The sequence below is a fragment of the Arthrobacter sp. S39 genome, from assembly GCF_004320525.1.
Taxonomy (GTDB): Bacteria; Actinomycetota; Actinomycetes; order Actinomycetales; family Micrococcaceae; genus Arthrobacter.
This window is the reverse complement of sequence record NZ_SIHX01000005.1, coordinates 215934-242443: the sequence shown is the minus strand read 5'-3', so window position 1 is coordinate 242443 and position 26510 is coordinate 215934. Positions and strand designations below refer to the sequence as shown.

24 protein-coding genes, 1 tRNA gene and 1 other RNA gene are annotated in these 26510 nt (G+C 67.2%); 16 read left to right on the top strand and 10 right to left on the bottom strand.

What is annotated here, in order from left to right:
* Window positions 1-106: 106 nt before the first annotated feature.
* Window positions 107-1066, top strand: a complete 960-nt coding sequence (locus EYS21_RS12385; RefSeq protein ID WP_131133502.1) for a D-2-hydroxyacid dehydrogenase family protein — start codon at window positions 107-109, stop codon at window positions 1064-1066.
* 22 nt (window positions 1067-1088) lie between these two features.
* On the opposite strand, the gene EYS21_RS12380 is transcribed toward EYS21_RS12385, so the two are convergent.
* Window positions 1089-2300 carry an ROK family transcriptional regulator gene (locus EYS21_RS12380; protein ID WP_131133501.1) on the bottom strand — a complete coding sequence of 404 codons (1212 nt, stop codon included), beginning with the start codon at window positions 2298-2300 and terminating at the stop codon, window positions 1089-1091.
* 134 nt (window positions 2301-2434) lie between these two features.
* Here EYS21_RS12380 and EYS21_RS12375 point away from each other — a divergent pair, with 134 nt between their 5' ends.
* From EYS21_RS12375 to EYS21_RS12345, 7 genes are all read left to right on the top strand, one after another.
* Window positions 2435-3196 (top strand): sugar phosphate isomerase/epimerase, encoded by a 762-nt coding sequence (locus tag EYS21_RS12375; RefSeq protein ID WP_131133500.1) that lies wholly within the window; start codon window positions 2435-2437, stop codon window positions 3194-3196.
* Window positions 3193-4311 carry a Gfo/Idh/MocA family oxidoreductase gene (locus EYS21_RS12370; protein ID WP_131133499.1) on the top strand — a complete coding sequence of 373 codons (1119 nt, stop codon included), beginning with the start codon at window positions 3193-3195 and terminating at the stop codon, window positions 4309-4311. The genes EYS21_RS12375 and EYS21_RS12370 overlap by 4 nt, the downstream gene beginning before the upstream one ends.
* A 10-nt stretch (window positions 4312-4321) precedes the next feature.
* A complete protein-coding gene (locus tag EYS21_RS12365) occupies window positions 4322-5530 on the top strand; it encodes a Gfo/Idh/MocA family oxidoreductase (protein WP_131133498.1) in 1209 nt (402 codons plus the stop codon).
* 1 nt (window position 5531) lies between these two features.
* Window positions 5532-6527 carry a sugar phosphate isomerase/epimerase gene (locus tag EYS21_RS12360; RefSeq protein WP_131133497.1) on the top strand — a complete coding sequence of 332 codons (996 nt, stop codon included), beginning with the start codon at window positions 5532-5534 and terminating at the stop codon, window positions 6525-6527.
* A 17-nt stretch (window positions 6528-6544) separates the two neighbouring features.
* The gene (locus tag EYS21_RS12355; RefSeq protein WP_131133496.1) at window positions 6545-7075 is read left to right on the top strand and encodes a GNAT family N-acetyltransferase; all 531 of its coding nucleotides are present in this window, start codon (window positions 6545-6547) and stop codon (window positions 7073-7075) included.
* Between the two features lie 144 nt (window positions 7076-7219).
* Window positions 7220-7918 (top strand): DsbA family oxidoreductase, encoded by a 699-nt coding sequence (locus EYS21_RS12350; RefSeq protein WP_131133495.1) that lies wholly within the window; start codon window positions 7220-7222, stop codon window positions 7916-7918.
* A gap of 63 nt (window positions 7919-7981) precedes the next feature.
* Window positions 7982-8632, top strand: coding sequence for a TetR/AcrR family transcriptional regulator (locus EYS21_RS12345; RefSeq protein ID WP_131133494.1), 651 nt, complete (start codon window positions 7982-7984; stop codon window positions 8630-8632).
* A gap of 75 nt (window positions 8633-8707) precedes the next feature.
* Here the strand turns inward: EYS21_RS12345 and EYS21_RS12340 are convergent, their stop codons facing one another.
* Window positions 8708-9376 (bottom strand): LytR C-terminal domain-containing protein, encoded by a 669-nt coding sequence (locus EYS21_RS12340; protein ID WP_131133493.1) that lies wholly within the window; start codon window positions 9374-9376, stop codon window positions 8708-8710.
* Window positions 9369-9668 carry a type II toxin-antitoxin system VapB family antitoxin gene (locus EYS21_RS12335; RefSeq protein ID WP_207307761.1) on the bottom strand — a complete coding sequence of 100 codons (300 nt, stop codon included), beginning with the start codon at window positions 9666-9668 and terminating at the stop codon, window positions 9369-9371. The genes EYS21_RS12340 and EYS21_RS12335 overlap by 8 nt, the downstream gene beginning before the upstream one ends.
* A 148-nt stretch (window positions 9669-9816) precedes the next feature.
* Between EYS21_RS12335 and EYS21_RS12330 the strand changes: the two genes are divergently transcribed.
* The gene (locus EYS21_RS12330; protein WP_131133491.1) at window positions 9817-10746 is read left to right on the top strand and encodes a hypothetical protein; all 930 of its coding nucleotides are present in this window, start codon (window positions 9817-9819) and stop codon (window positions 10744-10746) included.
* A 184-nt stretch (window positions 10747-10930) separates the two neighbouring features.
* Complete coding sequence (locus EYS21_RS12325; protein WP_242633402.1) at window positions 10931-12451, top strand: stealth family protein; 1521 nt, start codon at window positions 10931-10933, stop codon at window positions 12449-12451.
* 49 nt (window positions 12452-12500) lie between these two features.
* Here the strand turns inward: EYS21_RS12325 and EYS21_RS12320 are convergent, their stop codons facing one another.
* The 3 genes from EYS21_RS12320 to EYS21_RS12310 form a co-directional block, all read right to left on the bottom strand.
* A complete protein-coding gene (locus EYS21_RS12320; RefSeq protein WP_131133490.1) occupies window positions 12501-13430 on the bottom strand; it encodes a phosphodiesterase in 930 nt (309 codons plus the stop codon).
* 125 nt (window positions 13431-13555) lie between these two features.
* The gene (locus EYS21_RS12315; protein WP_131133489.1) at window positions 13556-14083 is read right to left on the bottom strand and encodes a glutathione peroxidase; all 528 of its coding nucleotides are present in this window, start codon (window positions 14081-14083) and stop codon (window positions 13556-13558) included.
* An 88-nt stretch (window positions 14084-14171) separates the two neighbouring features.
* Window positions 14172-15503 carry a M23 family metallopeptidase gene (locus EYS21_RS12310; protein WP_242633401.1) on the bottom strand — a complete coding sequence of 444 codons (1332 nt, stop codon included), beginning with the start codon at window positions 15501-15503 and terminating at the stop codon, window positions 14172-14174.
* 169 nt (window positions 15504-15672) lie between these two features.
* Here EYS21_RS12310 and EYS21_RS12305 point away from each other — a divergent pair, with 169 nt between their 5' ends.
* Entirely contained in the window at window positions 15673-16590 is a 918-nt protein-coding gene (locus tag EYS21_RS12305; protein WP_131133488.1) for an oxygenase MpaB family protein, read from the top strand.
* Between the two features lie 54 nt (window positions 16591-16644).
* On the opposite strand, the gene EYS21_RS12300 is transcribed toward EYS21_RS12305, so the two are convergent.
* Window positions 16645-16732 (bottom strand) — tRNA-Ser (locus EYS21_RS12300).
* Between the two features lie 290 nt (window positions 16733-17022).
* On the opposite strand from EYS21_RS12300, the gene EYS21_RS12295 reads away from it, so the two are divergent.
* The 4 genes from EYS21_RS12295 to recR all read left to right on the top strand — a co-directional run bounded on the left by EYS21_RS12295 (window position 17023) and on the right by recR (window position 21507).
* Entirely contained in the window at window positions 17023-17349 is a 327-nt protein-coding gene (locus EYS21_RS12295) for a hypothetical protein (RefSeq protein ID WP_131133487.1), read from the top strand.
* Between the two features lie 66 nt (window positions 17350-17415).
* An RNA gene (ffs, locus tag EYS21_RS12290) (signal recognition particle sRNA small type) lies at window positions 17416-17512 on the top strand.
* A 51-nt stretch (window positions 17513-17563) separates the two neighbouring features.
* Window positions 17564-20836, top strand: coding sequence for a DNA polymerase III subunit gamma and tau (locus tag EYS21_RS12285; RefSeq protein ID WP_131133486.1), 3273 nt, complete (start codon window positions 17564-17566; stop codon window positions 20834-20836).
* A 71-nt stretch (window positions 20837-20907) separates the two neighbouring features.
* Window positions 20908-21507: a recombination mediator RecR gene (gene recR / locus EYS21_RS12280; RefSeq protein WP_131133485.1), complete on the top strand. Its 600-nt coding sequence runs from the start codon at window positions 20908-20910 to the stop codon at window positions 21505-21507.
* 78 nt (window positions 21508-21585) lie between these two features.
* Here the strand turns inward: recR and EYS21_RS12275 are convergent, their stop codons facing one another.
* The 3 genes from EYS21_RS12275 to EYS21_RS12265 form a co-directional block, all read right to left on the bottom strand.
* Window positions 21586-22689: a hypothetical protein gene (locus EYS21_RS12275; protein WP_131133484.1), complete on the bottom strand. Its 1104-nt coding sequence runs from the start codon at window positions 22687-22689 to the stop codon at window positions 21586-21588.
* A gap of 106 nt (window positions 22690-22795) precedes the next feature.
* Window positions 22796-23926: an ABC transporter permease subunit gene (locus tag EYS21_RS12270; protein WP_131133483.1), complete on the bottom strand. Its 1131-nt coding sequence runs from the start codon at window positions 23924-23926 to the stop codon at window positions 22796-22798.
* Entirely contained in the window at window positions 23923-24930 is a 1008-nt protein-coding gene (locus EYS21_RS12265; protein ID WP_347559561.1) for an ABC transporter ATP-binding protein, read from the bottom strand. The genes EYS21_RS12270 and EYS21_RS12265 overlap by 4 nt, the downstream gene beginning before the upstream one ends.
* 179 nt (window positions 24931-25109) lie before the next feature.
* Between EYS21_RS12265 and EYS21_RS12260 the strand changes: the two genes are divergently transcribed.
* A complete protein-coding gene (locus EYS21_RS12260) occupies window positions 25110-26468 on the top strand; it encodes an aspartate kinase (RefSeq protein WP_131133482.1) in 1359 nt (452 codons plus the stop codon).
* Window positions 26469-26510: the final 42 nt, after the last annotated feature.

Here is a 26510-nt window from a genome sequence, read left to right as displayed (position 1 = left end):
GCTATCACGCCGCGCGCCCCGGTCGACCGCTGCCGGAAGCGCCAAAGCTACGATAGGCCCTAGCCCCCGAGGGGAACGCGCCAAGAATGGGACGAAGGTAACAGACATGCAGCACCGGCTTGCCATCCTGGACGACTACCAGGGTGTGGCCCACGGCTTCGCCGACTGGGCCGCGCTCGCGGACGACGGCGTCTCCGTCACGGCCTTCCGTGAACCGTTCACCGGCGAAGACGCCCTGGTGGCTGCCCTCGCCGGCGTCGGGATCGTCATCGCCATGCGGGAGCGGACTCCGTTTCCGCGTTCGGTGCTGGAAAGGCTGCCCGCCCTGAAACTGCTGGTCACCACCGGCATGGCGAACGCGTCCATCGACGTCGGTGCTGCCGCCGAACTGGGCATCACCGTCTGCGGCACGGCCGGGTCCCCTGCCGCGGCACCGGAATTGACCTGGGCACTGCTCCTTGCCGCCGCCCGCCACATCCCCGCCGAGGAAAACTCGCTGCGGGCAGGCACGTGGCAGACCACGGTGGGATTTGAACTCGCCGGCAAGACCCTGGGCATTGTGGGGCTCGGCAAGATCGGCCGCAGGATTGCCACCTACGGCCAGGCCTTTGGGATGGAGGTGCTCGCCTGGAGCCAGAACCTCACCGCTGAGGCCGCCGCCGAGGCCGGTGTCCGGAAGGTCAGCAAGGAGGAGCTTTTCAGGAATTCCGACGTCGCCACCCTCCATCTGCGGCTGTCTCCCCGTTCCGAGGGAATAGTGGGCGAACCCGAGCTGCGGCTCCTTGGCCCCGAAGGCATCCTGGTGAACACCGCCCGTGGGCCGCTGGTTGACCAGGACGCGCTGGTCCGAGCACTGGCCGAGGGGTGGATCCGCGGGGCTGCCCTGGACGTCTTCGACCATGAGCCGCTCCCCGCTGGCCACCCTCTGCTGACCGCGCCAAACACCGTGCTGTCCCCGCACCTGGGCTACGTGACGGCCGAAAGCTACCGGCAGTTCTACGGCGGAGCGGTCGAGGACGTCAGGGCATGGCTGGCCGGAGCGCCCGTCCGGGTGATCACCCCTTAAGTGCCTGCCACCCCCTAAGGAACTAGCCGGCGGCCTGGAGAGTGGCCTCAATGGCTGCCGGGGACAGCACATACTGGGTGACCAGCTGGCTGGCGCCGAGGATGGCGGCCTGGTCACCGGCCACCGACAGCGCTATCCGCAGGTGTGAGGTGGCCAGCGGAAGGGACCGCCGGTACACGACCTCACGGACACCTGCCATCAGGTGTTCGCCTGCCTGGCCCAGGCTTCCGCCGATGACGATGACTGACGGGTTGAGCAGGTTCACCACGGTGGCCAGCACATCGCCCACGTCCCGTCCGGCCTGGCGGAGGGCCTGGACAGCCTGCACGTTTCCGCCGGCCACCAGCCGCAGCACGTCGCTGCCCTTCGTGGCCGGCACTCCCTGGCGCGTTAGTTCCGCGGCGATAGCCGGCCCGGAGGCGAGCGCTTCGAGGCAGCCGTAGTTCCCGCAGCGGCACAGCACGTCATCGCCGCGTGGAACCCGGACGTGGCCGAGGTCGCCCGCCGTCCCGTTGGCGCCGCGCTGCAGCTCCCCGTTGCTGATGATCCCTGAGCCGATGCCGGTGGCAACCTTGATGAACAGAAAATTCTGGTGGTCCGGCCAGTGTGCCGTCCGCTCCCCCAGCGCCATGATGTTGACGTCGTTGTCCACCAGCACCGGCACCGGCAGGGCGCGCTGTACGTAACGGACGACGTCAAACCCGTCCCAGCCCGGCATGATGGGGGGCTTCACGGGCCTGCCGGTGGCATGTTCCACCGGACCGGGCAGGCCGATTCCCACGCCGGCAAGATCCTGGGGCCCCCGGCCGGCCTGATCGAGCAGCGCGAGGCCCTCCTCCACCACACTGTCCAGCACCGGCTCCGGGCCGTCGGCCACATCCTGGGCAAGCCGCTGCTCCGCCAGGACCCGTCCGCTGAGATCAGTCACGGCAACAATCACGTGGGTGGCCCCGACGTCCACAGCAAGGACGGCGCGTGCGGCCGGGTTGAAGGCAAAGCGCGAGGGCGGCCTGCCGCCACTTGAGTTAGCCTCCCCCGCTGCGCCCACCAGGCCGGACGCGATCAGGGCGTCGATCCGGGCGGCGACGGTGGAACGCGCCAGCCCGGTTGTCAGGGCCAGTTCCGCGCGGGTCCGCGCCTGGCCGTCCCGCAGCAGCTGGAACAGGTCCCCGGCGCGCGCCAGGCCGCCACCGCTGTCAGGGTTGGCGGGCGACTTATCGGGGGTGAGGCTCATGGATTATGAATAACACACCACGCTTCTGCCTGTCACCCTGAACAAAGATCGGCGACCAACATCCAACTTTTGCTTGACGCTCGTCAAAAGTAGTTCTAGCTTTAGTGGAAACCCTCTTCAGCTCAGGAGAACCCATGACGTACTCGATCCAGCTCTACACCCTGCGCAACGCCATCCAGGAAGATCTGCCCGGCACCATCCGCAAGGTCGCGGACATCGGCTTCACCCAGGTGGAGCCCTACAACTTCGTGGCCACGGCCAAAGAGCTCGGCGCCGCGCTGAAGGAAAACGGCCTGACCGCGCCGTCCGGACACGCCCCGCTGCTCAGCCAGGACCAGGACGAAATCTTCGCCGCGGCCAGGGAACTTGGCATCACCACGGTGATCGACCCGTTCATCGCGGCTGATCGCTGGCAGTCCGCTGAGGACATCCAGGCCACCGCCGCCGCGCTCAACGCTGCCGCCAAGAAGGGCGCCGAATACGGCATCCGCGTGGGCTACCACAACCACGCCTGGGAGCTGGAGTCCACCATCGAGGGCCGCACCGCCCTGGAGTACTTCGCGGACCTCCTCGACCCCGAACTCGTCCTTGAGGTGGACACCTACTGGGTGGCCGTTGGCGGCCAGGACCCCGTGGACATCCTCGCCAAGCTTGGGGACCGGGTGAAGCTCATCCACATCAAGGACGGCCCGCTGAACACGGACACCAAGGCCCAGTTGCCGGCAGGCAAGGGCAAGGTGGCGGTCCTGGACGTTGTCGCCGCAGCGAAATCCCTCGAGGTCGGAGTAGTCGAGTTCGACGACTACGCCGGGGATATTTTCGAAGGCATCGCAGAAAGCCTCGCCTACCTGAACGCAGCCGACGCCGCAGCAGCAACCGAAGGCGCCAAGGCATGAGCCCGGCAACCACCGGCACCGGCCCGGTCGGCGTCGCCGTCATCGGCGCAGGCAACATCTCGAAGGCGTACCTGGACAACCTCACCACCTTCCCGGACCTCAAGGTCCACGTCATCGCCGACCTCTTCGAGGAAGCCGCCGAAGCCCGCGCCAAGGAATACGGCATCGCGGAGTGGGGCGGCGTTGACGCGGCACTGAACCATCCCGACGTCGAAATCATCGTCAACCTGACCATCCCGGCCGCCCACGTGGAGGTGGCCACGGCCGCGGTCAACGCCGGCAAGCACGTTTGGACCGAGAAGCCCTTCTCCCTGGACCGCGAATCCGGGCTCGGCCTGCTCAAGACCGCCGACGCCGCCGGGATCCGGCTCGGCACCGCACCGGACACCTTCCTGGGCGCCGGCCTGCAGACCGCCCGCCGGATCATCGAACGCGGCGACATCGGCACGCCGCTGACCGCCATGACCACATTCCAGACCGCCGGTCCGGAATCCTGGCACCCCAACCCCGCGTTCCTCTTCCAGCACGGGGCCGGCCCGCTCTTCGACATGGGCCCGTACTACCTCACCGCACTGGTCCAGACCTTCGGCTCCATCCGCAGGGTCGCCGCCGTCGGCTCCAAGGCCAAGGAGGTCCGCGTCATCGGCTCCGGTCCCAAGGCCGGCGAGGAGTTCACCGTCGAGGTGCCCACCCATGTGTCCGCGATGGCCCAGTTCGAGAACGGAGCCTCGTCCCACAGCGTGTTCTCCTTCGAGTCCCCCCGCTCCCGGATGGGCTTCGTGGAGATCACCGGAACCGAGGCCACCCTCTCGCTGCCGGACCCCAACAATTTCGACGGCGACTTGAAGCTCTGGCGGGCAGGCGACGAGGACTGGACCACCATTCCCGCCACCGGACCGGCCAACGGCCGCGGCATGGGCGTCCTGGACATGGCCCGTTCCATCCGCGCCAACGTTCCGCACCGCGCCACCGGCAACCTGGCCTACCACGTCCTGGACAGCATGGTCTCGATCTCCGAGTCCGTGGACTCCGGCACGTTCGTGGACGTCGCAAGCTCCGCCCCCGCGTCCCCGGCCCTCCCCGAGGACTGGGCACCCGAAACCGCCACGCTCTAGGAACACAACCATGACCCCAACAAACAGCCGGCGCCCCCTGGGCGTGGCCATGATCGGCTATGCCTTTATGGGCAAGGCCCACTCCAACGCGTGGCGGAACGTGGCGTCCTACTTCGACGTGCCGCTCTTTGAGCAGAAGGTCCTCGTGGGCCGCAACGCCGCCGGCGTGAAGGAAGCCGCGGCGAAGTACGGCTGGGCCGAGACCGCCACGGACTGGCGCACCGTCCTGGAGCGCGACGACATCCACATCGTGGATATTTGCGCGCCGGGCTGGATGCACGCCGAGATCGCGACCGCCGCCCTCGAAGCCGGCAAGCACGTGCTGCTGGAGAAGCCGCTGGCCAACACCCTGGCTGAGGCCGAAGCCATGACGGCCGCTGCCGTGACGGCCCGGGCGAAGGGCGTGCAGTCGATGGTGGGATTCAACTACCGCCGCGTCCCGGCCCTCGCCCTGGCCAGGGACCTCATCGCCGAAGGCCGGGTGGGAACCGTCCGGCAGGTCCGCGCCGCGTACCTGCAGGACTGGCTGGCCGACGAAACCGCTCCGATGACCTGGCGCCTGACCAAGGAAACCGCCGGATCCGGCGCCCTCGGGGACATCGCCTCGCACGCGATCGACCAGGTCCTGTTCCTGCTCGGGGACAAGGTCACCGAAGTCTCCGGCCGGACCCACACCTTCACCACCCGCCGCCCCGGCGCCTCGGGGCTGGAGGACGTCACGGTCGACGACGCCGCTTGGGCCACGCTGTCCCTCGCCTCCGGCGCAATCGCCTCGGTGGAGGCCTCCCGGGTGGCCACCGGCCGGAAAAACTCCCTGCAGCTGGAAATCTACGGCGACAAAGGCTCCATCCTCTTTGACCTGGAAAACCTGAACGAACTCCGCTTCCTGGACGCCACCGCCCCCGCCCGCGAACAGGGCTACCGCCGGATCCTGGTCAGCGAACCCGAACACCCCTACCTGGACGCCTGGTGGCCGCAGGGCCACATCATCGGCTGGGAACACACCTTCACGCACGAAATCCGCGACTTCCTGCTCGCGGTCGACGGCGGAACCGAGCCTTCGCCGTCGTTCGAAGACGGACTGGAGGTCCAGCGGATCCTGAACGCCATCGAGGAATCCGGCGCCACGAAAAGCTCGACCATCCACCTCGAAGACAGCACCGCTGCCACCGCCGGCACCGCGTCCGCCACCCCCGTTACTGTCCCTGAAGGAGCCTGACATGCCCCGCCCTTATACCCTGTTCACCGGCCAGTGGGCCGACCTCCCGTTCGAGGAAGTCGCCAAGCTCGCCTCCGGCTGGGGCTACGACGGCCTGGAAATCGCCGTGTCCGGGGACCACCTGGACGCCTGGCGCTGGGACGAACCCGGCTACGTCGAATCCAAACTCGCCATCCTGGACAAATACCACCTCAAGGTCTGGGCCATCTCCAACCACCTCAAGGGCCAGGCCGTCTGCGATGACCCCATCGACTTCCGCCACGAAGCGATCGTCGGGTCCAAGGTCTGGGGCGACGGCGACCCCGAAGGCGTCCGCACCCGCGCCGCCGAGGAAATGCAACACACCGCCCGGCTCGCCAAAGCCCTCGGCGTGGACACCGTCGTCGGCTTCACCGGCTCCTCAATCTGGCAGTACGTGGCCATGTTCCCGCCCGTCCCGGAAAAAGTCATCGACGCCGGCTACCAGGACTTCGCCGACCGCTGGAACCCCATCCTGGACGTCTTCGACGAATGCGGCGTCCGCTTCGCCCACGAAGTCCACCCCTCCGAAATCGCCTACGACTACTGGACCACCGTCCGCACCCTCGAAGCCATCGGCCACCGGGAAGCGTTCGGCCTGAACTGGGACCCCTCACACTTCATGTGGCAGGGCATCGACCCCGTCTCGTTCATCTGGGACTTCAAGGACCGGATCTACCACGTCGACTGCAAGGACACCAAGCTCCGCCCCACCGGCCGGAACACCGTCCTCGGCTCCCACCTGCCCTGGGGCGACCCCCGCCGCGGCTGGGACTTCGTCTCCGCCGGCCGCGGCGACGTCCCCTGGGAATCCTCCTTCCGCGCCCTCACCGCGATCGGCTACAACGGACCCATCAGCATCGAATGGGAAGACGCCGGCATGGACCGCCTGCACGGCGCCCCCGAAGCCCTCGCCGCCCTCAAAAAGTTCGACTACCCCGCCTCGAACACCTCCTTCGACGCGGCCTTCAAGCAGTAGCCAAATAGAATCCCTGCATGACCTCCACCATTCGGAAAGCAACAGCGGACGACGCCGGCCGCCTCGCCGCGCTGGCGGCCGTCACCTTCCCGCTGGCGTGCCCGCCGTCGTCGTCCCCTGAGGACATCGCCACGCACCTGGCCAATACGCTCAGCGAAAAGCATTTCCAGGGCTATCTGGCTGACCCGGACGTCACCGTCCTGGTGATCGACGTCGGCGGCGACCTTCGCGGCTACAGCCTGCTGGTGAACCGGCCGGCCCAGGACCCTGACGTGGCCTCGGCTTTGACGCTGCTGCCCTCGGTGGAACTGAGCAAGTGCTACGTCCACCCGGAGCATCACGGGCTGGGCGCCGCGGCTGAGTTGATGCACGCGAGCCTCGAGTCTGCCGCAGCGGCCGGTGGGGCCGGGATCTGGCTGGGTGTGAACAGCCAGAACGCCCGGGCCATCCGTTTCTACGAGAAATCAGGGTTCAGGAAGGTCGGCTCAAAGTCCTTCCGGCTGGGAACCACGGTGGAACATGACTTCGTCCTGGAGGGCCCCGTCTGATCCACCCGGCCCGAGCCCACCCAGCGCGAACGTACACTTGAGGCCCTTAAAACAAGGGCCCCAAGTGTACGTTCGCGCTTTAAGGGTGACCAAGCCAACACCCCGCCGGGGAATGGCCCCGGGACCGGCAGGGTTGTGGCAAGCATGAAGATTGAGATCTGGTCAGACGTTGCGTGCCCGTGGTGCTATATCGGCAAGCGCCGGTTCGAGGCCGCGCTGGCAGACTTCCCGCACCGCGATTCCGTCGAGGTGCAGTGGCGCAGCTACCAGCTGGATCCCAGCCTTCCCGAACACTACGACGGCACCGAACTGGACTACCTGAGCACGCGCAAGGGAATGGCGCCGCAGCAGGTCACCCAGATGTTCGAGCACGTTGCCGCGCAGGCCAAGGGCGAAGGCCTGGACTACCGCTTCGACAAGGTAGTGGTGGCCAACAGCTTCACCGCCCACCGCCTGATCCACCTTGCCGCCGCGCACGGACAGCAGGATGCCGCCAAGGAGCGGCTGCTCAGCGACCACTTCGAGCACGGCAAGGACATCGGCAGCCAGGAATACCTCACCGCCCTCGGCAAGGACCTCGGCCTCGACGCTGCCGAGGTGGCCGAACTGTTTTCCACCGACAAGTACGCCGATGACGTCCGCTTCGACTTCGAGGAAGCCCGCGCCCTCGGCATCAGCGGCGTCCCGTTCTTTGTGATTGACCGGAAGTTTGGGCTCTCGGGCGCGCAGCCGTCCGAAACCTTCACCGCCGCCCTGGACCAGGCCTGGCAGGAGACGCACCCACTGGTCCTTGTCAACGCCGCCGACGGTGAAACCTGCGGCCCGGACGGCTGCGCCGTCTGATTTCCGTGGCAGGTCAGCCCGGCGCGCACGCGTTTTACTGACACATCGCGGTAAAGTGTCTGCATGCCCAGGATTTCGGCGGCCAGCAATGCCGCGCAACGCGCAGATACCCAGCGCCGTGTCCTCACGGCTTTCGGCGAGCTGCTGTTTACCCATGGCCTGCCCGGCCTGACCATGACCGACGTTGCCCGGCATGCCGGCGTCGGGCGCACGGCGGTGTACAACTATTACGCCGACATCGAAGAGCTCCTCATCTCCTACGCCCTGGACGAGACCGAGCGGTTCCTCTCGGAACTGCGCGAGTCACTGGGCAGGCTGGACAACCCGGTGGAGCGGCTTGCGCTGTACGTGCGCGCCCAGGTGGAGGACCTCTCCCGCCGCCACCTCCCCCCGGGGCCGGCGATGGCTGCGGTGCTGTCGCCGTCGTCCTTTGCCAAACTGGCGGACCACGTGGGTGACCTCAGCATCCTGCTGCAGGGAATCCTCCGCGACGGCATGGACCAGGGCTACCTCCCCGCCGCGGACATCGGGCAGCAGGCGCAACTGATCCACGGGACCCTGTCTTCCAGTGCGGCCCGCGGAAGCGATGAGCCGGCGGAACTCGAAGCGCGGATTTCCCGCACGGTGCGCTTTATCCAGCTCGGTGCCGGGGCACAGTTCGACGGCGACGGCCAGCCAGTGCGCGTCAGCCCGCTCCCCGCCGTGGCCGGCTGATTTGCCCTATCACTCCCGGTCGCTAACAGGCCGGTTTAGCGACCGTGCCTGATAGGGCAACGACGGCAGCGCACCTCAGGGCGTGGCGCCCGCAGTCGGGATGACCGGCCATTTGTCGTCGTCGGCGATCCGGCGGCTTTCGCGCGGGCAGCTGAGCTGGCCGGGCGTCTGGTCAACGAGTTCCGGCGCGGCGAGGGCTTCGTAGTCCCCGGCCAGGATCACGTCCACGCTGGCATCCGTCCGGCCGTCCTGGAAGTAGTCCGAGCCCGGCAGGTTGCGCTGGACACTGAACGCCGCAGACTGTCCGGCGGCCCCGGACACCACGGCGGCGACACCCCGGTACGCCGCGTCGGTGTTGGCCACGGCGCCCACCACAAACTTCCGTGCGAGGAACTCGTCCGCAACCGACCTGGCCAGGCCGGGCCGGCTGGTGGAGTTATAGACGTTGAGGTTGATCTGGTCGTTGGGGGTGTAGTCGAAGGTGGCCGCGGGACAGACGGCCGCCGGTTTGTCACTGGCTTCCGTCGTCGGAATCCTGAGCTGGCCGCTCATGATCGCCAGGGCGGTGATGATCGCGGCCACGATCAGTCCCAGCAGCACGACAAGCACCACTCCATGGACCACGCGGCGGCGGAGCCGGACAGGATTGTCGGGCTCCGCCGCTTCAAAGGTGGCCCGCAGTTCGGGGCCAGTAACAACGTGGTGGCCGTGAAGGACGCTGACGTCCTTGGGTTTCCTAGCCATCTATGACCAGCACGCGGGCGTGGATGGCGGTGCGCTGGTGCAGTGCGGTGCGGACGGCGCGGTGCAGGCCGTCCTCCAGGTACAGAATCCCCTTGTACTGCACAACGTGCGGGAACAGGTCGCCGAAGAACGTGGAGTCCTCGGCCAGGAGCGCTTCCAGGTCCAGGGTCCGCTTGGTGGTCACCAGCTCGTCGAGGCGGACGGGCCGGGGCGGGAGCGATGCCCACTCCTTGGGCGTGTTGAAACCATGGTCGGGGTAAGGGCGTCCCTCGCCCACAGCTTTGAATATCACCATGCCACCCTAGGCACCTTGGCGGCCCATGAGAAGTGCCTGCACCGCGCCCTCCCAAGGTTGTAGCCAAACAGTGACCATGTGTCACATGCGGTGATCTTTAGCCGACGTCGCGGGCCGCAGAGCGCCCTGCTGACACAATGGAGCCATGACTGCAACCGAATTCCCTGCCGGCACCGCGCCAGGCGTCCGCCTGCCGTCCGCCCCGCCACTGGCCCTCCTGCTCGACGTCGACGGCCCGGTGGCGAGTCCCGTCACCCGGGACGTGCAGCCCGGGATCATCGCCGACCTGGTTGCGCTGGCCACCGCCGGAATTCCCGTCATCTTTAACACCGGCCGCTCCGACGCCTTCATCCGGGAACAGGTCATGGAGCCGATGATTGCCGCCGGGATACCGGCCGGGACCGTCATCCACGCCGTCTGCGAGAAGGGGGCCGTCTGGTTCAGCTACACCGCCGCCGGCCCGGGGCCCATCCATGTGGACCATGAGCTGGCTGTTCCGGCAGCCTATGGCGACGACGTCCGCCGGCTGGTTGCAGAGGACTACTCGGCACACATGTTCTTCGACGAAACCAAGCGGGCCATGGTGTCCGTGGAGCAGCACATCGAGGTGGCCAGCACCGACTACCTGGCCGAGCAGAGGCTTTTCGACGCCGACGCCATGGGGCTGATGGCCCGCCACGGCCTGGGCGTGGTCCGGCTGGACCACCATGCGCCGAATTCCGACGACGAGGTGGACTACCGCGTGGACCCCACCATCATCTCCACGGACATCGAGTCGGTCCGGCTGGGCAAGGACCTCGGGGCAAGCCGCGCGGTTGAACTCCTCGCCGCCCAGGGCATCACGCCGCAGGCCTGGCGGACAGTGGGGGACTCCCGCACCGACTACGCCATGGCAGACTGGCTGCACCACAACGATCATGAAGTGAAGCATGTGGATGTCCGCCCTGCGGACGGAATTCCGCAGAAGCCCTACCCGGTCCTGACGGCAGCGGACCTTGGCCTGGGGGATGATGTGATCCACGACGACGCCGGCGGGGCCTTCCTCCGCAGCTGGCGCGAGGCACTGGGCAGCTGAGTCCCTGCCGGGCGGATGCGTCCCGGTACGGCCGGATTGAAACCTGCTGTTTCAGTGGCAGGGCTATTATGCAAGTAGGAACGCTTACCATTTAGCTGCGGAGAAAACCATTACAGAAACACCGGTTCAGGACGAAATTTATTACGGCGGCCAGGCGTCCGTAGAGGCAGGTGCCCATGCGGAGGTGACTTCGCCTGCGGCTGAGGCGCGCCTGAAACACCGTCCGGACGTTGTCAGGCACAAGGGCAGGTTTGCCCTGATCAACCACAACCGCACCCCGTACCAGGCGATGGTGGAGGACCTGCTCTTCCTGCGCAACGTGCTCGCAGGTGCCGGGCTGGACTACCTTCTGGTCCGCGGCAACAGCGACCGCCCGGTCATCGCGCTGGACTGGAAGGACCGGAAGAAGCTGCGGGCGGCGCTCGTTGAAGCCTGCCGCAATGAGCCGGTCTATTCCATGACCGTGGATGCGAAGAAGAAGTCCTCGGTCCTGGTGGCCGACGGCGAGCTGTCCCCCAACCGCCAGGCGCGCATCTTCCGCCTTTACCGTCCGCGCGTCGAGCCGGACGGCGGCTTCGAATTCGGGTCCTCGGCCGGTGTCCAGATTGAGCTGTGGAGCTTCGAGGGCGACCAGCTGATCCTGCCCATCGAAAATTCCCTCACCCGCCGCACCATGCTGACGCAGGACGCCGTCCGCGGGACCGTTGAAAGGTACGGGCACACCTGGCCCACCATCGAAAACATGTTTGCTGACCACGCCAGCGACATCAGCTTCGACATCGATCTGGTGTTCTCCTGGGTTGACGGCAGCTCGCCCGAGTACATCGCCGCCCGCCGCGCCCAGCAGCAGGGCGTTGTCCTCGGCGAAGGCGATGACCACGAAGCCCGGTTCCGGCAGATCAACGAACTGAAGTACGCCCTGCGCTCGGTCTACATGTTCGCTCCCTGGATCCGCCGCATCTTCATCGCCACCGACTCCCCCGCGCCGGAGTGGCTCGCCGAGCACCCGTCCGTCACCATTGTCCGGAGCGAGGAATTTTTCTCCGATCCGGCGGTGCTGCCCACGCACAACTCACAGGCCGTGGAATGCCAGCTCCACAACATCGAGGGGCTCTCAGAGCACTTCCTCTACTCCAATGACGACATGTTCTTCGGACGGCCCGTCGGACCGGACATGTTCTTCACGCCCGGCGGCATCACCAAGTTCATTGAAGCCGAGACCCGGATCGGGCTGGGCGACAACGCTGCCGAACGCAGCGGCTTCGAGAACGCCGCCCGCGTGAACCGGAAGCTGCTGTGGAACCGCTTCGGCCGGATCACCACACGCCACCTGGAGCACACCGCAGCGCCGCTGCGGCGCAGCGTGGTATCCCGGATGGAGCGTGAGTTCCCGGAAGAGTTCCGCAAGACGGCGGCCAGCAGGTTCCGGGCGGCGGACAACATCTCCGTGACCAATTCCTTCTACCACTATTACGCGCTGCTGACCGGCCGGGCCGTGACCCAGACGGCCGCCAAGGTGCGTTATGTGGACACCACCGCCCGGGCAGGGGTGAACTACCTTCCCAAGCTGCTGGCCAAGCGGAACATGGACTTCTTCTGCCTCAACGACGGCAGCTTCCCGGAAGTCCCCGCCGACGAGAGGGCGCAGCTGGTGACCGGATTCCTGGAGAAGTATTTCCCCATCAAGGCGCCCTGGGAGATCTGAGGCCCGGCAGGACCTACGGCCCTGCCGGATCTGAGTGACGCGGGTCCGGCTAGATGCTGGACCCGAGTCCGATCTTTGCGGCTGCCACAGTCTTGGCCTTCTGGGGGATCCGGATGCCTGCGGCGGCCAGGCGCTCGGCGGACTCCTCAGGTGCCACGTACTCCCCCACGGTGGGTGCGCTGCCCAGCGGGACAACCGAGTGGACAATGGTGTGCTCGTAGACGTGGACCAGGTTGAATGCCTGGCCGCCGTCACGGCCACGGGTACCGCCGACGGCCACGTTGAGGTCCTGGGTGTAGCACGTCGCGGAAGCCACGGAGACCGGAATTCCGCCGAAACTCGCGGTGGTTGAGTAGTGCAGGTGCCCGGCGAGAATCGTCCGGACATCCGAGTTGCGGACAACGGCCTCCAGTTTGGCCTGGTCGCGGAGTTCCACCAGCACTGCCAGGTCCAGGACGGACGGGACCGGCGGGTGGTGCAGCGCCAGGATGGTGCCGTCGGGAGCAGGGGTTTCCAGCTCCCTGGCCAGCCATTCAAGCTGCGCCTGGCTCAGTTCGCCGTGATGGTACCCGGGAACGGAGGTGTCCAGGGTGATCACGCGCAGGCCATTGATGAAGTAGCTGCGGTCCACGGGAGCGTCATTGGCAGGCTCATCGAGCAGACCGGTCCGGAAATTGGCACGGTTGTCGTGATTGCCCATGGCCCAGATGACTTTGGCGCCCATGTCTTCGCACGCAGGTTCCACGATGGCCCGCAATTTTGCGTAGGCGTCGGGATCTCCCTGGTCGGCGAGGTCACCCGTGAAGATCACGGCCTCGGGCCGCGCCCCGGACGCCCTGACTTCTTCGAAAAGCTGAATGAGCCTGGCTTCGCTGTCTACAGCGCCGTAAAGGGGATCTGGACCCCCCATCATGTGGGGGTCGCTCAGGTGTAGAAGGAAGTGGCGTGGCCGGGGATGTTCGGCCTCGATGTGCTCCATTGCTGCCTCAGTTGGTCGGTGGGAAACGGCGTTTCCCTTCTACCCTTCAGTAACCTTTATCAAACCAGATAATTGGCAAATTTTGGGTAAATTGCCGCGGCCAAGTTGGAAAAAGGTAGAAGTTTTTATTCGCCGGAAAATCCAAGTTGACCGGCCGGCCCGGCAGGCGCCGCCAATGCCGATTCGATGGCATCAATGACTTCTGCGGAGTCGGGTTCGACGGTTGGGGCGAAGCGTGCCACCACCTGGCCCGCGCGGTTCACCAGGAACTTCTCGAAGTTCCATTTCACAAGCCCCGGCAGCACGCCGGTCTTGAACCTGGTCAGCTCCGCATACAGCGGATGCTGGTCCTTGCCCCGCACGTTGGCCTTAGCGGTAAGCGGGAAGGTCACGCCGAAATTGCGCTCGCAGAACTCGGCGATCTCGCTGTCGCTGCCGGGTTCCTGGCCGGCGAACTGGTTGCATGGCACTCCAAGAACTTCAAAGCCCCGGTCCCGGAACTTCTCGTACAGCGTCTCCAGTCCCGTGTACTGAGGCGTGAACCCGCAGTTCGACGCCACGTTCACCACCAACACCACGTTTCCGGTGAACCGGCCGAAGTCGGTCTCTGTGCCGTCGTTGAGCGTGAGCGGGATCGTGTACAGATTGGTCACAGCGCCGTCCTTGAAAGGTTGGTTATGCAGGTGATTCGTTGCCAACCATCAAGGGTACGGGTGCAGTCTGGGAGTTTTCTGTCAGTCCTTAGGGCGCGGGCTCCGTCACCGTGGGCGTGGGTTCCGTCGCCGTGGGTGCTGCCGTGGACGTTGCCGTCGTGGATTCGGTGACAGTTGGCGCCGGCTCGGGCACCGCGGTGGTTGTCAGGGTTGGCAAGGACGGCGACGTCGGCAACGGGGTGGGCGATGGGGACGTGAGGGTGGACACGGGCGTCGGCGACGCCGTCGTGGGCTCAGCCGTTGGGGTGCCCGTCGGCGAGGTGGTTGCGGCGGGCGACGCGGACGTCGGTGAGGGCGACGCCGTCGAACTGTCTGTCGGGGTTGCTGTCGGGGTTGCTGTCGGGGTTGCTGTCGGCGTTGCCGTCGGGGTTGCCGTCGGCGTTGCCGTCGGGGTTGCTGTCGGGGATGCCGTCAGTGTCCCGGTCGCGGATGCTGTGGGGTCCGACGACGGCACTCCAGTTGGGTCCGTCCCCGGAGTGGAGGGAGCTGGGACAGCAGGCTCCGGCGCCTGGGACAGTTCCGCTTCGCCGTTCAGGACGGCGTGGCTGTTGTCTGTGGCCACCGGGATGGCCCAGCGCTGCGCCGCCGACGCATCCGGGGCCGTGCCGTCGTAACTGACCATCACCAGGTCCTTCAGCTCGTCCACCTGGCGGATGGCGAGCAGCGTCCAGTTCAGGGGGCTGGTGTGCTTGCCGTGGAGGATGGTTTCGAAATGCAGGTGACAGCCGGTGGACCAGCCGGTGGTGCCCACCCGGGCGATGACCTGGCCCACCTGCACGGAGTCGCCCGCCCGGACGGCGATGGCCTCCAAATGGTTGTACGTGGTGATCAGCCCGTTGCCGTGGTCGATTTCCACCCGGTTCCCGCCGCCCCACGGGTGCCAGCCGGCGGCCCGCACCACGCCGGCGTCGGCCGAATATACCCTCGTGCCGCAGGCCGCGGCATAGTCCTGGCCGAGATGGAAGTCCCCTGCGGAGCCGGAGAGTGGGCTGACCCGGTATCCGAACGGCGAGCTTGGCCTCAGCACTTCCAGGGGTGCCATCAGTGACCCTTCCGGCGGGCGCTGAAGCTCGGCGGAGGCGACGTTGAGCTGGGCGTGCCCGTCCTTGGCGACAGTGGTGACGATCGTCCGGCTGAACGGGACCAGCGCCCGGCCGTCCGTCAGGAAGCCACCGGCCAGGCCGGGAAGGCTGACACTCCCGGCAGGTGACGCGGGTGCGGCCGGCCGCGCGGAAGTTCCGGGGAATTCCAGGGCAAAAAAGGCCGTGGCGGCAACGCCGGTCGCGGCCAGTGCGCGAACGGCTGCCGCGCAGGCGCCGGCAGGCGCCTTGTCGCGGCCGGCTCCCCAATGATTGCCCACTAGTTGACTCCCGGGTTGGCCCGTCAGACCCCAGGTCTCCGGACGGACTTACCCTCCCATGGGACCACAAAGCCGGGGGCCTGTGAACCCCGGCTCAGCACCACTGCGGACATTATGTGGATCTGCGTGGGGGGTCCGCTGCACGCCAGGCGTGGGCAACAATGGTCCTATGCGCAATCTCCTCCGGGAATGGCAGGGCGAACTCAAACGCGTGTTCACTGGGAGTCCTGATGTGCTGCCCGGCTGGGTGCCGCGGCTGGCGGAGGGGAACGACGCCGGCTATCACCTGCCAGGCTCGGCCGTCTGGGCGGTGCACGGTTCCATGACGCCCATCGTGGCCGGGATCCGTGCGCTGCTCATGCAGGCGCTTCACCCCGCTGCGCTGGCGGGAATCCTTGAGCACTCCGACTTCCGCGAGGATCCGCTCCGCCGCCTGGCACGCACCATCCAGTGGATCTTCACCGTCACCTACGGGTCAAAAGCCGACGCCGACGAAGCCTCCGCCCGGGTGCGCCGGCTGCACGAGCCCGTCCACGGCAGCTACAGCGACGGGCGCGGCAGCGAACGGAGGTACTCGGCCAATGATCCCGAGGCGGCCCGCTGGGTCCATCTGGCCTTCGTGGACGCCTTCCTCACAGCCCACAAAATCTGGGGCGGCACCATCCCCGGCGGCCCCGACGCCTACGTCCGCGAGTGGGCCCAGGCCGGGCTGTTGATGGGCGTACAGGATCCGCCGCTCACCGAAGCCGACATGCGCCGGCAGCTGGACCGTTGGTACAACAGCGGGGAGCTCCTGGCGGACAGCAGGGTCGCCGAGACAGTCGAATTTATCCGCAACCCTCCCCTGCACCCGCTGTTGCGCCCGGGCTACCGGATCATTTTCGCTGCCGCCGTCTACAGCCTCGAGCCGAAGTACCGCCGGATGCTGGGACTCCGGACGCCACGGATTGGCCCGTTGCCCCTCCCGGTGAGGCTGGCAACCAGGGTGACTCTCGGCGTCGTGCATCTCGCTCTTGGGCGCGGCCCGGGACCCAGTGAGCAGGCGGCCCGGCAGCGGCTCCGCAGGCTTGGGCATACCCCGTTGTGACCGGGATGGAATGCAGAAACCCGGCCCTGACAAGGTCAGGACCGGGTTTCTGGCTGGCGGAGAATGGGGGATTTGAACCCCCGAGGGCGTTAACCCAACACGCGTTCCAGGCGTGCGCCATAGGCCGCTAGGCGAATTCTCCAGCTGCTTCTGAATCAAAAGCAGATACTAGACTACCTGAACTTTTCAGCAACGCCCAATTGGCCTCAGGAGGGTGCCGTTAACGTCAAAATGGACGCCCCCAATGCGTCCATTCCTACGGAACACCGTTGAGCTGCCGGGTCCGGCCCTCCAGCCAGGCCCTGCAGCTCACAACCTTGAGATTGCCCCAATCGGTGTACATACCCATGATCAGGCCTGTCCGCCGGATTAGCAATGAAAAGCGCCCCCGTTACCTCCTCCTTAATGCGGCGGCTTTGGGACGATGAAGCCATGACACAGCTGCACACACTGGTGGCCTACGTTCCCCGGACCCGCACGCAGGCAGTCCTCGCCGCCGTCGGCGACGCCGGGGCCGGCCGGATCGGCAACTATTCGCACTGCTCGTTCGTCACAGCCGGAACCGGGCGTTTCACAGCGTTGGACGGGGCGGCGCCCTTCATCGGAGACGCGAACCGGGCCACGGAGGTGGCCGAGGACAGGATCGAATGCGTGGTCGAGGAGGATCTGCTCGGCGCCGTAGTGCTGGCCCTGCGGGCCGCCCACCCCTATGAGGAGCCCGCGTTCATGAGCTGGCCGGTGGACGGCTGGCGCGGGTAAACCATCGGGGTGCCGGGGCGGTCACCGCCGCGTGCCAACCTCCTCAAATCTTCGGGTAAACTTATCTGCGGCCCCTCATGTGGCGTCATCCTGTTGAACTCCCCCAGGACCGGAAGGTAGCAAGGGTAGACGGGCTCTGGCGGGTGCATGGGGGGTCTTTACTATTCCCCCACAGGGCGGCAAACTGTCAGCCCGGATTGGTAGGGTTTCCTCTGTGACTGTTACAACCGCCCTTTACCGCAGATACCGTCCGGATTCCTTCGCAGACGTTATCGGGCAGGAACATGTCACGGAGCCGCTGATGACGGCCCTGCGGAAAAACCGGGTCAACCACGCCTATCTCTTCTCCGGCCCCCGCGGCTGCGGCAAGACCACGTCCGCCCGTATCCTCGCCCGCTGCCTCAACTGTGCGCAGGGCCCCACCGACACCCCCTGCGGCGTCTGCCCCAGCTGCATTGAGCTGGCCCGCGGCGGTTCCGGATCCCTGGACGTCATTGAGATCGATGCCGCCAGCCACGGCGGCGTGGACGACGCCCGCGACCTCCGCGAGCGGGCAACGTACGCTCCGGTCCGCGACCGCTACAAGATTTTCATCATCGACGAGGCCCACATGGTCACCTCGGCGGGCTTTAACGCCCTGCTCAAGATCGTCGAGGAGCCGCCGGAACACATCAAGTTCATTTTCGCCACCACGGAGCCGGACAAAGTCATCGGCACCATCCGTTCCCGCACGCACCATTATCCGTTCCGGCTGGTCCCGCCGGAGCCGCTCATGGCGTACCTGGAACTGCTGTGCCGGCAGGAAAACGTGCCGGTGGCCCCGGGTGTCCTGTCCCTGGTGATCCGCGCGGGTGCGGGCTCGGTCCGCGACTCCCTGTCCGTGCTGGACCAGCTGATGGCCGGAGCCGGGCAGAACGGCCTGGACTACGAACTCGCCGTCGCCCTGCTGGGCTACACGCATGCGTCCTTGCTGGACGACGTCGTCGAGGCCGTGGCCGCCTCCGACGCCGCCACAGTTTTCCGTGCCGTGGACCGCGTCATCCAGACCGGCCACGATCCGCGCCGCTTCGTCGAGGACCTGCTGGAGCGTTTCCGCGACCTCATCATTGTCCAGGCCATGCCCGAAAGCGCCCAGACCATCCTGCGCGGCATGCCCGCGGACCAGATCGCACGCCTCCAGAACCAGGCGCACAACCTGGGCGCCGCTGAACTCTCCCGCGCCGCGGATGTCACCAACACGGCGCTGACCGAAATGACCGGCGCCACGTCCCCGCGGCTCCACCTCGAACTGCTGTGCGCGCGCATCCTGCTCCCCAGTTCCGAACAGACTGAACGCGGCATCGCGGCGCGGATCGACCGGGTGGAGCGGCGCCTCAACTACGCCGGGAACGACGTCGGCGCTCCCGCCCCCGAGGGTTCCAGCGTGTCGGTTGCTGGAGCTGCTCCGGAGCGAAACGCCCCGGAACCAACGGCACCTGCCGTGGTGCTGCCGCCTGCGGGCGCTGAATCTCAGACGCCTGCACCGGCAGCACCGGCACCCGCCCGCGTTGCGGAGGCCGCCCCCGCCGCACCTTCCTCGCGCGAAGCCCCGCCGCAGCAGGTTCAGCAGCAGCCGCAGCCGGCCGAAGCCCGCCAACCCCTGACAGCACCCCGGGTCAGCACCAGCGACTGGCCGGTGGACGAGCCAGCAGGCGCCCGGACCACCGCCGGAGCTGGGGTCGGCCCTGCCGCCGACGTGCGCCGGGCCCCGGAGCAGGAATCTCCCGCACAGGAATCACCTTCACAGGCTTCGCCGGCACAAGCGGCTCCTGTGCAGGAGTCGCCGGCTGCCGCGCCGGTTCCGGAAGTCCGCACGGTGGCTGTCCCCGCAGGCCCGGCGGCCGCTGCAGGACCCGGGACCGCTGCAGGACCCGGCGGCGACGTCGAAGTTCTTCGCCGCGCGTGGCCGGAAATCCTGCAGACGCTGTCCAAGATCAAGCGCAGCACGTGGGCGCTGGTGGAGCCCAACGCCCAGGTGGCAGCTTTCGACGGCCAGGGACTTACCCTTGCCTTCAGCACGTCCGGACTGGCTGGAGCCTTCGGCCGTGCCGACCACTCGGAAAACCTGCGCCAGGCGATCCACAAAACCGTGGGCATTGACTGCCAGATCACGGCCGTCGCCGGGGGCAGCAACCGTGGGACCAACAGCCCAGCGAGCTCTGAGCCAAACCCAAAAGCACCCGCTAGCCGGGTAGCCCCGCCGACATCCGCCGACGTAGCCTGGGGACTCGCGCCCGCTGGCACTGCCCCCACACAGGACAGCACCGACTCCGCACAGGACACCGCCGCCCCACACGCAGCCGCGGCACCCGCCGTCCAGGCGCCCACAGCTCATGCTCCGGCGGTTCCGGCGCCAACAGCTCCTGCGCCCACGGCCTCTGGTTCCACGCCTCAGTTTGCTGCTCCAGCTGAAGCTCACAAAGCACCTGCCCCGGCACCCACACAGGCCGCGGCCACAACGCCCGCTCAGTCATCGGTTCAGGCGCCCGGCCCGGTTCCCTCGACGTCGACAGTGCAGGAGGCCGACATTGCCGGCACCTACGCTTACTCCGACGACGACTGGGGCCCGCCCCGCGACGAGGATGCCCCGCCGCTGGACGAGGAACCTCCCATGGACTGGGATCCCTCCGCCCCGCCGGAACCGCAGCGCACGCCGGCAGCCCGGGTAGCTGCCCCAGGTTCCGGTGGCAGTGACCTGCCGGCCGGAAAGCGTGCCCCCAAAACCAAAAAGGCGGGCGCGGCGGCCAGCGGCATCACCGCGACCGCAAAAGCTGCCCCGCATGATCCGTGGACCCGCGCCGTGGAACAGGCACCGGGCGTGTGGGTCGTCGGCACTGAGACCAACATTGGGAAGAGCCAGGCTTCGCCCGAGCCGGACAGCGCGTCCGCCGCTGCAGCCCCCGCCCCGCAGTACGAACCCGCGACGGCACAGGTTCCCCAAGCTGCTGCAGTTCCCCAGCCTGTGGCCCCGCAGCCCTCAGCGTCCCCGGAGCCGCCGGAATCAGTGGACCCCTGGGGACTTCCAGTGGCTGAACCCGTAACTGCCCCTCCTTCGCCAGGGCCAGGTGATTTTGGGAGGCCGTCCGCCCCGGAAAGCCCCGCCCCTGAAACTGTGGCGGCACCGGTGAGGGAATATGCAATGGCCGCGTCGGCCCCCCAGGCCGCGCCTCCGCAGCCGTCCCCCGCAACCTCCCCTGAGGCAGCCGCCGCCCGGCAAAGCCTCTACCAGCGGCTGTCCAACAGCCCGGAGGCAGAGGCCGGGCGGGCGAAGGCGCCGTCCCGGGCTGTCGCTGCAGCCGTGCCGGACGTGCAGGATATCCCCAGCGCGGATGACGAAACCATCGAGGAATCGGGCGTCTTCGGGCGCGCCGCCATCGAGCGTATTCTGGGCGGAAAGCTCATCGAGGAGCGCTCCCTGGATGGCAGCCCGCTGCCTCCACGCTACTGACGGCCACACCACGGTTCGCCCAGCAGCGCCACTGATTCGCCCACCATCCAAGCCAAGCTAAAGAGGGAAACGTGTACGAAGGTGCGGTCCAGGAGCTGATAGACGAGCTCGGACGCCTTCCCGGTGTGGGGCCCAAGTCCGCGCAGCGGCTGGCGTTCCACATCCTTGAAGCCGACCCGCAGGACATGAAACGCCTGGTGGAAGCCATCACCACGGTGAAGGAGCGCGTGAAATTCTGCACGGTCTGCGGCAACGTGACCGAGCAGGAGCTCTGCAACATCTGCCGGGACACCCGGCGCGATCCCTCCGTGATCTGCGTGGTGGAAGAGTCCAAGGACGTCCTCGCCGTGGAACGCACCCGGTCCTTCCGCGGCCGCTACCACGTGCTGGGCGGAGCCATCAATCCCATTGCCGGTGTCGGCCCTGAGCAGCTGCGGATCAGGGAGCTGCTGACCCGGCTGAACGACGGCGCCATCCAGGAAGTCATCATCGCCACCGACCCCAACCTGGAAGGTGAGGCAACGGCCACGTACCTGGCCCGGATGCTGAAGTCCATCGGAATTGTGGTTACCCGCCTGGCCTCCGGACTCCCCGTGGGCGGCGACTTGGAATACGCGGACGAAGTCACGCTGGGGCGCGCCTTCGAGGGCCGCCGCAACGCGCTTACCTAAGGGTTCGGGGCGGATCACGGATACGGCCGCGATGCGGGGCAGCGGGCCTTGGTGAACTGGCTCGACGCTCCGCAGCCATCACCCGCCTGAACCGGACCTGCGCCGGGCGGCCAGCTGTCCGCCGGCAAGGAATCCGCCGGCCAGGACACCCTGTGTGGCCAGCCCGATCACTTCCAACGGCATCCGGACGGTGTCCTTCGTGCGTGGCTCGCCGTTGACACAGGGAACCTGCGTGCCGTCCGCAGCTTCCTGGAGGGCGCCAGGCATCCAGCCCAGGGCCTCCTCGCCGGTATCCCCGCCGGAGGCCAGCATCGCAAACATCACCACGGGGTTCGCTGCTGCCAGCCACACAATACGTTCCGTGTGAAAAACCTCGGCGAGGCCCACGAGTTCGGGCGAGCACTCATATGCAACCCGCGTATGGCCGGGCCCCCAGACAACATTCATGGCAACAGCCACGGGCTCGTCCGCGCGCACCGCAGGCATCAGGGCCAAAACTGCCACGGCATTGCCCAGGACAAGGACTCCGGCCACGGTCCAGCCGAGAATGGACGCCCACATTCGGCGGTGGAGCAGCGCGGACACGCCCGCGCCGACGGCCCCAAAGATGGCGAACTCCAGGACGACGACCCCCGCGGAAGCACCTGCAGTGCCGGCAGCCGACACCTCCGCGAGGCCGGCCTGCAGCAACAGCAGGATCAGGGCTATCGCAGCCACCACCAGCCCACGCGCGGCCACGGCAAGGAACGGGGCCAGCGGGCCTGGCTCCAGGCCCGCTGGCGGATTGCGCGAGGACAGCCGCCGGCCTCCCAGAAGCCCCCAATGCACGGCAAGGAGTGCCGAGGATGCGGGCATCATGGCAGCAGCGAGCATATAGCCCAACCACCGGGCCTCTTCCAGTTGCATTTCGTAAGGCGCAGCCATCCCAACGAGGGCCACCGCGAAAAGACAAGTAGCCAGCGGCACGGCCGCTGCCACAAGCCAGAACCGCAGGGTCCGGACGGATGCCAGCACATCCCCAGCCGCAGCGGCGAGCGCCACCCGCGCAGGGCCCGCCGGCCGGGGCTCCCAGCCGGCGTCGTCCTGCATTTCCTGCGTTCCGCTGTTCCAGCCAGGACCGATGGCCTCGTAAACGGGGTCGTCGCCGCGCCGGCCCTCGTCCTGGCGTTCGCCTTCGGCCACAGTTCAAGCCCCCCGCTCCATGGACAGCCCCAGCCCCGAAGTCACCGGCGGATTCGCCGGTTCATCCCATCCTGATCCACCGGGCATGGCCTGTCCAGAGGAGCAACTAGGCTATGCGGGTTCCCGGCGCCAGCCTGTGCGCCGGGGTGCGCAGCGAACGCCAGCCCAGCCACATCAGCAGCCCGGCAAGCACCAGCTGCAGACCAAGTCCCAGCGGCCACAGCGGCGTTTCCTGGGCCAGGTACCGTGGTTTCGCCTCACCGTTGGCGCACGGATACGTGCCTTCCGGACCCGCCATGGCGTAACGCGCACCCTGGCTGATGCTCTCGATGGCCCCCACCGACGTAAAGCCCTGCGGATCCGTCCGTTCGGGATAGGGAATGGCGTCGGCCACCACAACGTACGGGTTCATGGCCAGGAACCAGGCCACCCGCTCGGTACGCGGGGCCGGCTGCTCCCGCAGCGGCCCGGAGCAGGTGTATTCCGGTTCCACCGGCCCGTTGCTGAGCGGCTGGTATTCGCGGTAGTTCGGCTGGTTGGCCTTGATGGTCCCCTGGGTGAGTCCCGTGCCCAGCCCGAAGGCGATGAGGGTGCCGATCACCAGTCCCGCGACCGCCAGGTACGTGACCACGATGGAGAACAACGGCCGTCCTGCCAAGGCCGAAATCCCGACGCCCACGGCACAGACAACCCCCACCTCTACGGCGAGCATCAGCAGCGCAACGATGACGTGCCCGGGTGTCATGCCGCCGAGCGCCACGCCGATGACCAGGAACGGTGTGCTGGCAACAAGGAAGGCCAGGGCCGCGAACCAGGCGGCAAAGAACTTGCCCCAAAGGATCTGGCCGGGCTGCAGCAGCGTCACCTGCAGGATGGCCAGGGTTCCTCCTGCGCGGTCGCCGTTCACGGCGTTGGCGGACAGGGCCGGAGCGACCAGCAGCGCGAACAGCAGGACGAAGGCCAGGACCACTTCGAAGATCATGGACCCCGGGCCCGTTTGCGCCGGCGTGAAGTCTGAGTAGGCACGTTGCGCCGCCTGCGAAGCGTTCCAGCTGGCCCATGTCAGCCACGTCACCAGGCCGGTGAGGAGGAACCAGATAGCCAGCATGATGTACCAGCCGCGGGACCGGAGGCGCTGCTTCAGTTCAAGGATCACCACGTCCTTGATTCCAGCGGCATAACCGGCCGCCCCGCCGGGACCGGCCGCGTGCCGCTGTGTGTCCGTCACCTGGCTCATCGCCGCTCCCCCTCGAGGTTCATGTACGTCTCTTCCAGGGCACCCGAGGCGGGCGCGAAGGAGCTGACCGGGACGCCGGCGAGCACGAGGTCCCGCAGGAGCCGCGCGGCGTCGTCGTCGCTTAGCAGCAGCAGGCTCACCGCCGGACGGCGGCCGTCCTCCTGCCGGAAGACCAGACCCAATTCTGTAAGCTTGGCGGCCAGCGCGGCGCCGTCAGTGGCCGAGATGGCGTACCGCCGGCCGGCGGCGTGGGCTTCTTCCGTAGTCTGCTGCCTGACGGTGCGGCCCTTGTTAACGAAGACGGCGCCGTCGGCGATTTCATCCAGTTCGCTCAGGACATGCGAGGAGACCACCACGGCCTTCCCCTCCTTCGCCAACTCCCGAAGCATGATCCGCAGCTCAACCCGGGACCCCGGATCGAGGCCGGACGCGGGCTCATCGAGGAGCAGCACTGATGGGTCGTGGATGAGGGCGCGGGCCAGGCTGAGCCGCTGCTGCTGGCCGCGGGACAGCACGCGGGCGGGCTGGTCGGCGAGGTCGGACAGCCGGACGCGGTCAAGCATCTCCGCAACACGCGGGCCAATCCCGGCGGCGGGAAGCCGGTAGAAGCGCGCCATCTGTGTCAGGATCTCGCGCGCCGTCAGGGACTCCCACACCCCCAGGGTGTCGGGCATCCAGCCGATCCTGCTGCGCACCGCTGCACGGTTGTGCTGCGGATCGAGGCCACCCATGCTGACGGTGCCGGAGTCCGGCGCCAGCAGGGATGCCAGCATCAGCAGCAGGGTGGTTTTTCCTGCCCCGTTGGGTCCGATCAGTGCGGTCACTTTGCCTGCCGGCGCGTGGAAGTCCATGTGCTCAACGGCGTGCACCTGCCCGAACTTGCGGCTCACGCCGGTGGCCGTGATGCCACCCTCTGGCAGCTCTTCCGGCAGTGCCGGACCTCCAGCTGAATCCTCTTCTATTGCCATTTCCTGCGCACCTGTCCCCCAAGTCTTTGCATGCATACTGACTATCTGAGCGTACGCCCGCGGTGTTGCGTCCGGGGTCCACCCCAAGGCTGAGATTCGGTCACAATTCAACGCCGGGCGGCAGCGGCGATAAACTGGGCTGAACAAGTCACGCCGTCGCGCCGCAAGGCCGCCTGGCTGCCAGAAATCCGATTGATTCAGTGAAGGTACGCGCAATGAGTACGCCCACTACCGAAGTGCACACCGCAGCCCGGCCGCAGGAGCGGCCCGACGGCGGTGCCGTCACCAAGCAGCTGATCGTCCAGAAGTTCGGCGGCTCCTCCGTGGCCGACGCCGAGGGCATCAAGCGCGTCGCCAGGCGCGTCGTGGACGCACAGCGCGCCGGCAACGAGGTGGTCGTGGTGGTCTCCGCCATGGGCGACACCACCGACGAACTGCTGGACCTCGCCGGCCAGGTCACCGATTCCGCCCCCGCCCGCGAAATGGACATGCTCCTCTCCGCCGGCGAACGCATCTCCATGGCGCTGCTGGCGATGGCCATCAACAAGTACGGTGCCTCGGCCCAGTCCTTCACCGGGTCCCAGGCCGGCATGATCACCGACGGCATCCACGGCAAGGCCCGGATCATCGACGTCGACCCCCACCGCATCCGCACGTCGCTGGACAAGGGCCACATCGCCATTGTGGCAGGCTTCCAGGGCATGAGCCGGACCACCAACGAGATCACCACCCTGGGCCGCGGCGGCTCGGACACCACGGCTGTGGCCCTTGCCGCGGCGCTCGAAGCCGACGTCTGCGAGATCTACACGGACGTGGACGGCATCTACACCGCCGACCCGCGCGTGGTGCCTTCAGCCCAGAAAATCGACACGATCTCCAGCGAGGAAATGCTGGAACTGGCGGCCTCCGGCGCCAAGATCCTGCACCTGCGCTGCGTCGAATACGCCCGCAGGTTCGGCGTGCCCCTGCACGTCAGGTCCTCATTCAGCCAGAACGAAGGCACCTGGGTCATCCCCAGCGCCGAAGACAAGATCACCACTCAAGAGGGAGTTGCCTTGGAGCAGCCAATCATCTCCGGCGTTGCGCACGACCGTTCCGAAGCCAAAGTCACCGTGGTGGGCGTTCCGGACATCCCCGGCAAGGCCGCCGCGATCTTCCAGGTCATCGCCGATGCCCACTCCAACATCGACATGATCGTCCAGAACGTCTCAACGCACGGCACCGGCCGCACAGACATCTCGTTCACGCTGCCCATCGTCGAAGGCGCAGACGCCCTCGCCGCACTCAAGGCAGCCCAGCCGGAAATCGGCTTCGAAAACATCGAATACAACGAACAGATCGGCAAGCTGTCCCTGATCGGCGCCGGGATGCGTTCACACCCCGGCGTTTCCGCGACCTTCTTCAAGGCGCTCTCTGCCGCCGGAATCAACATCAACATGATCTCCACCTCGGAGATCCGCATCTCCGTGGTCACGCACGCAGACCTGCTGGACGACGCCGTTCGCGCCATCCACAAGGCCTTCGACCTGGACAGCGACAACGAAGCCACCGTCTACGGCGGCACCGGGCGCTAAGCACCGGCCTCTAAAAGCAACGCGGGGTCACTTCCGGCCCGA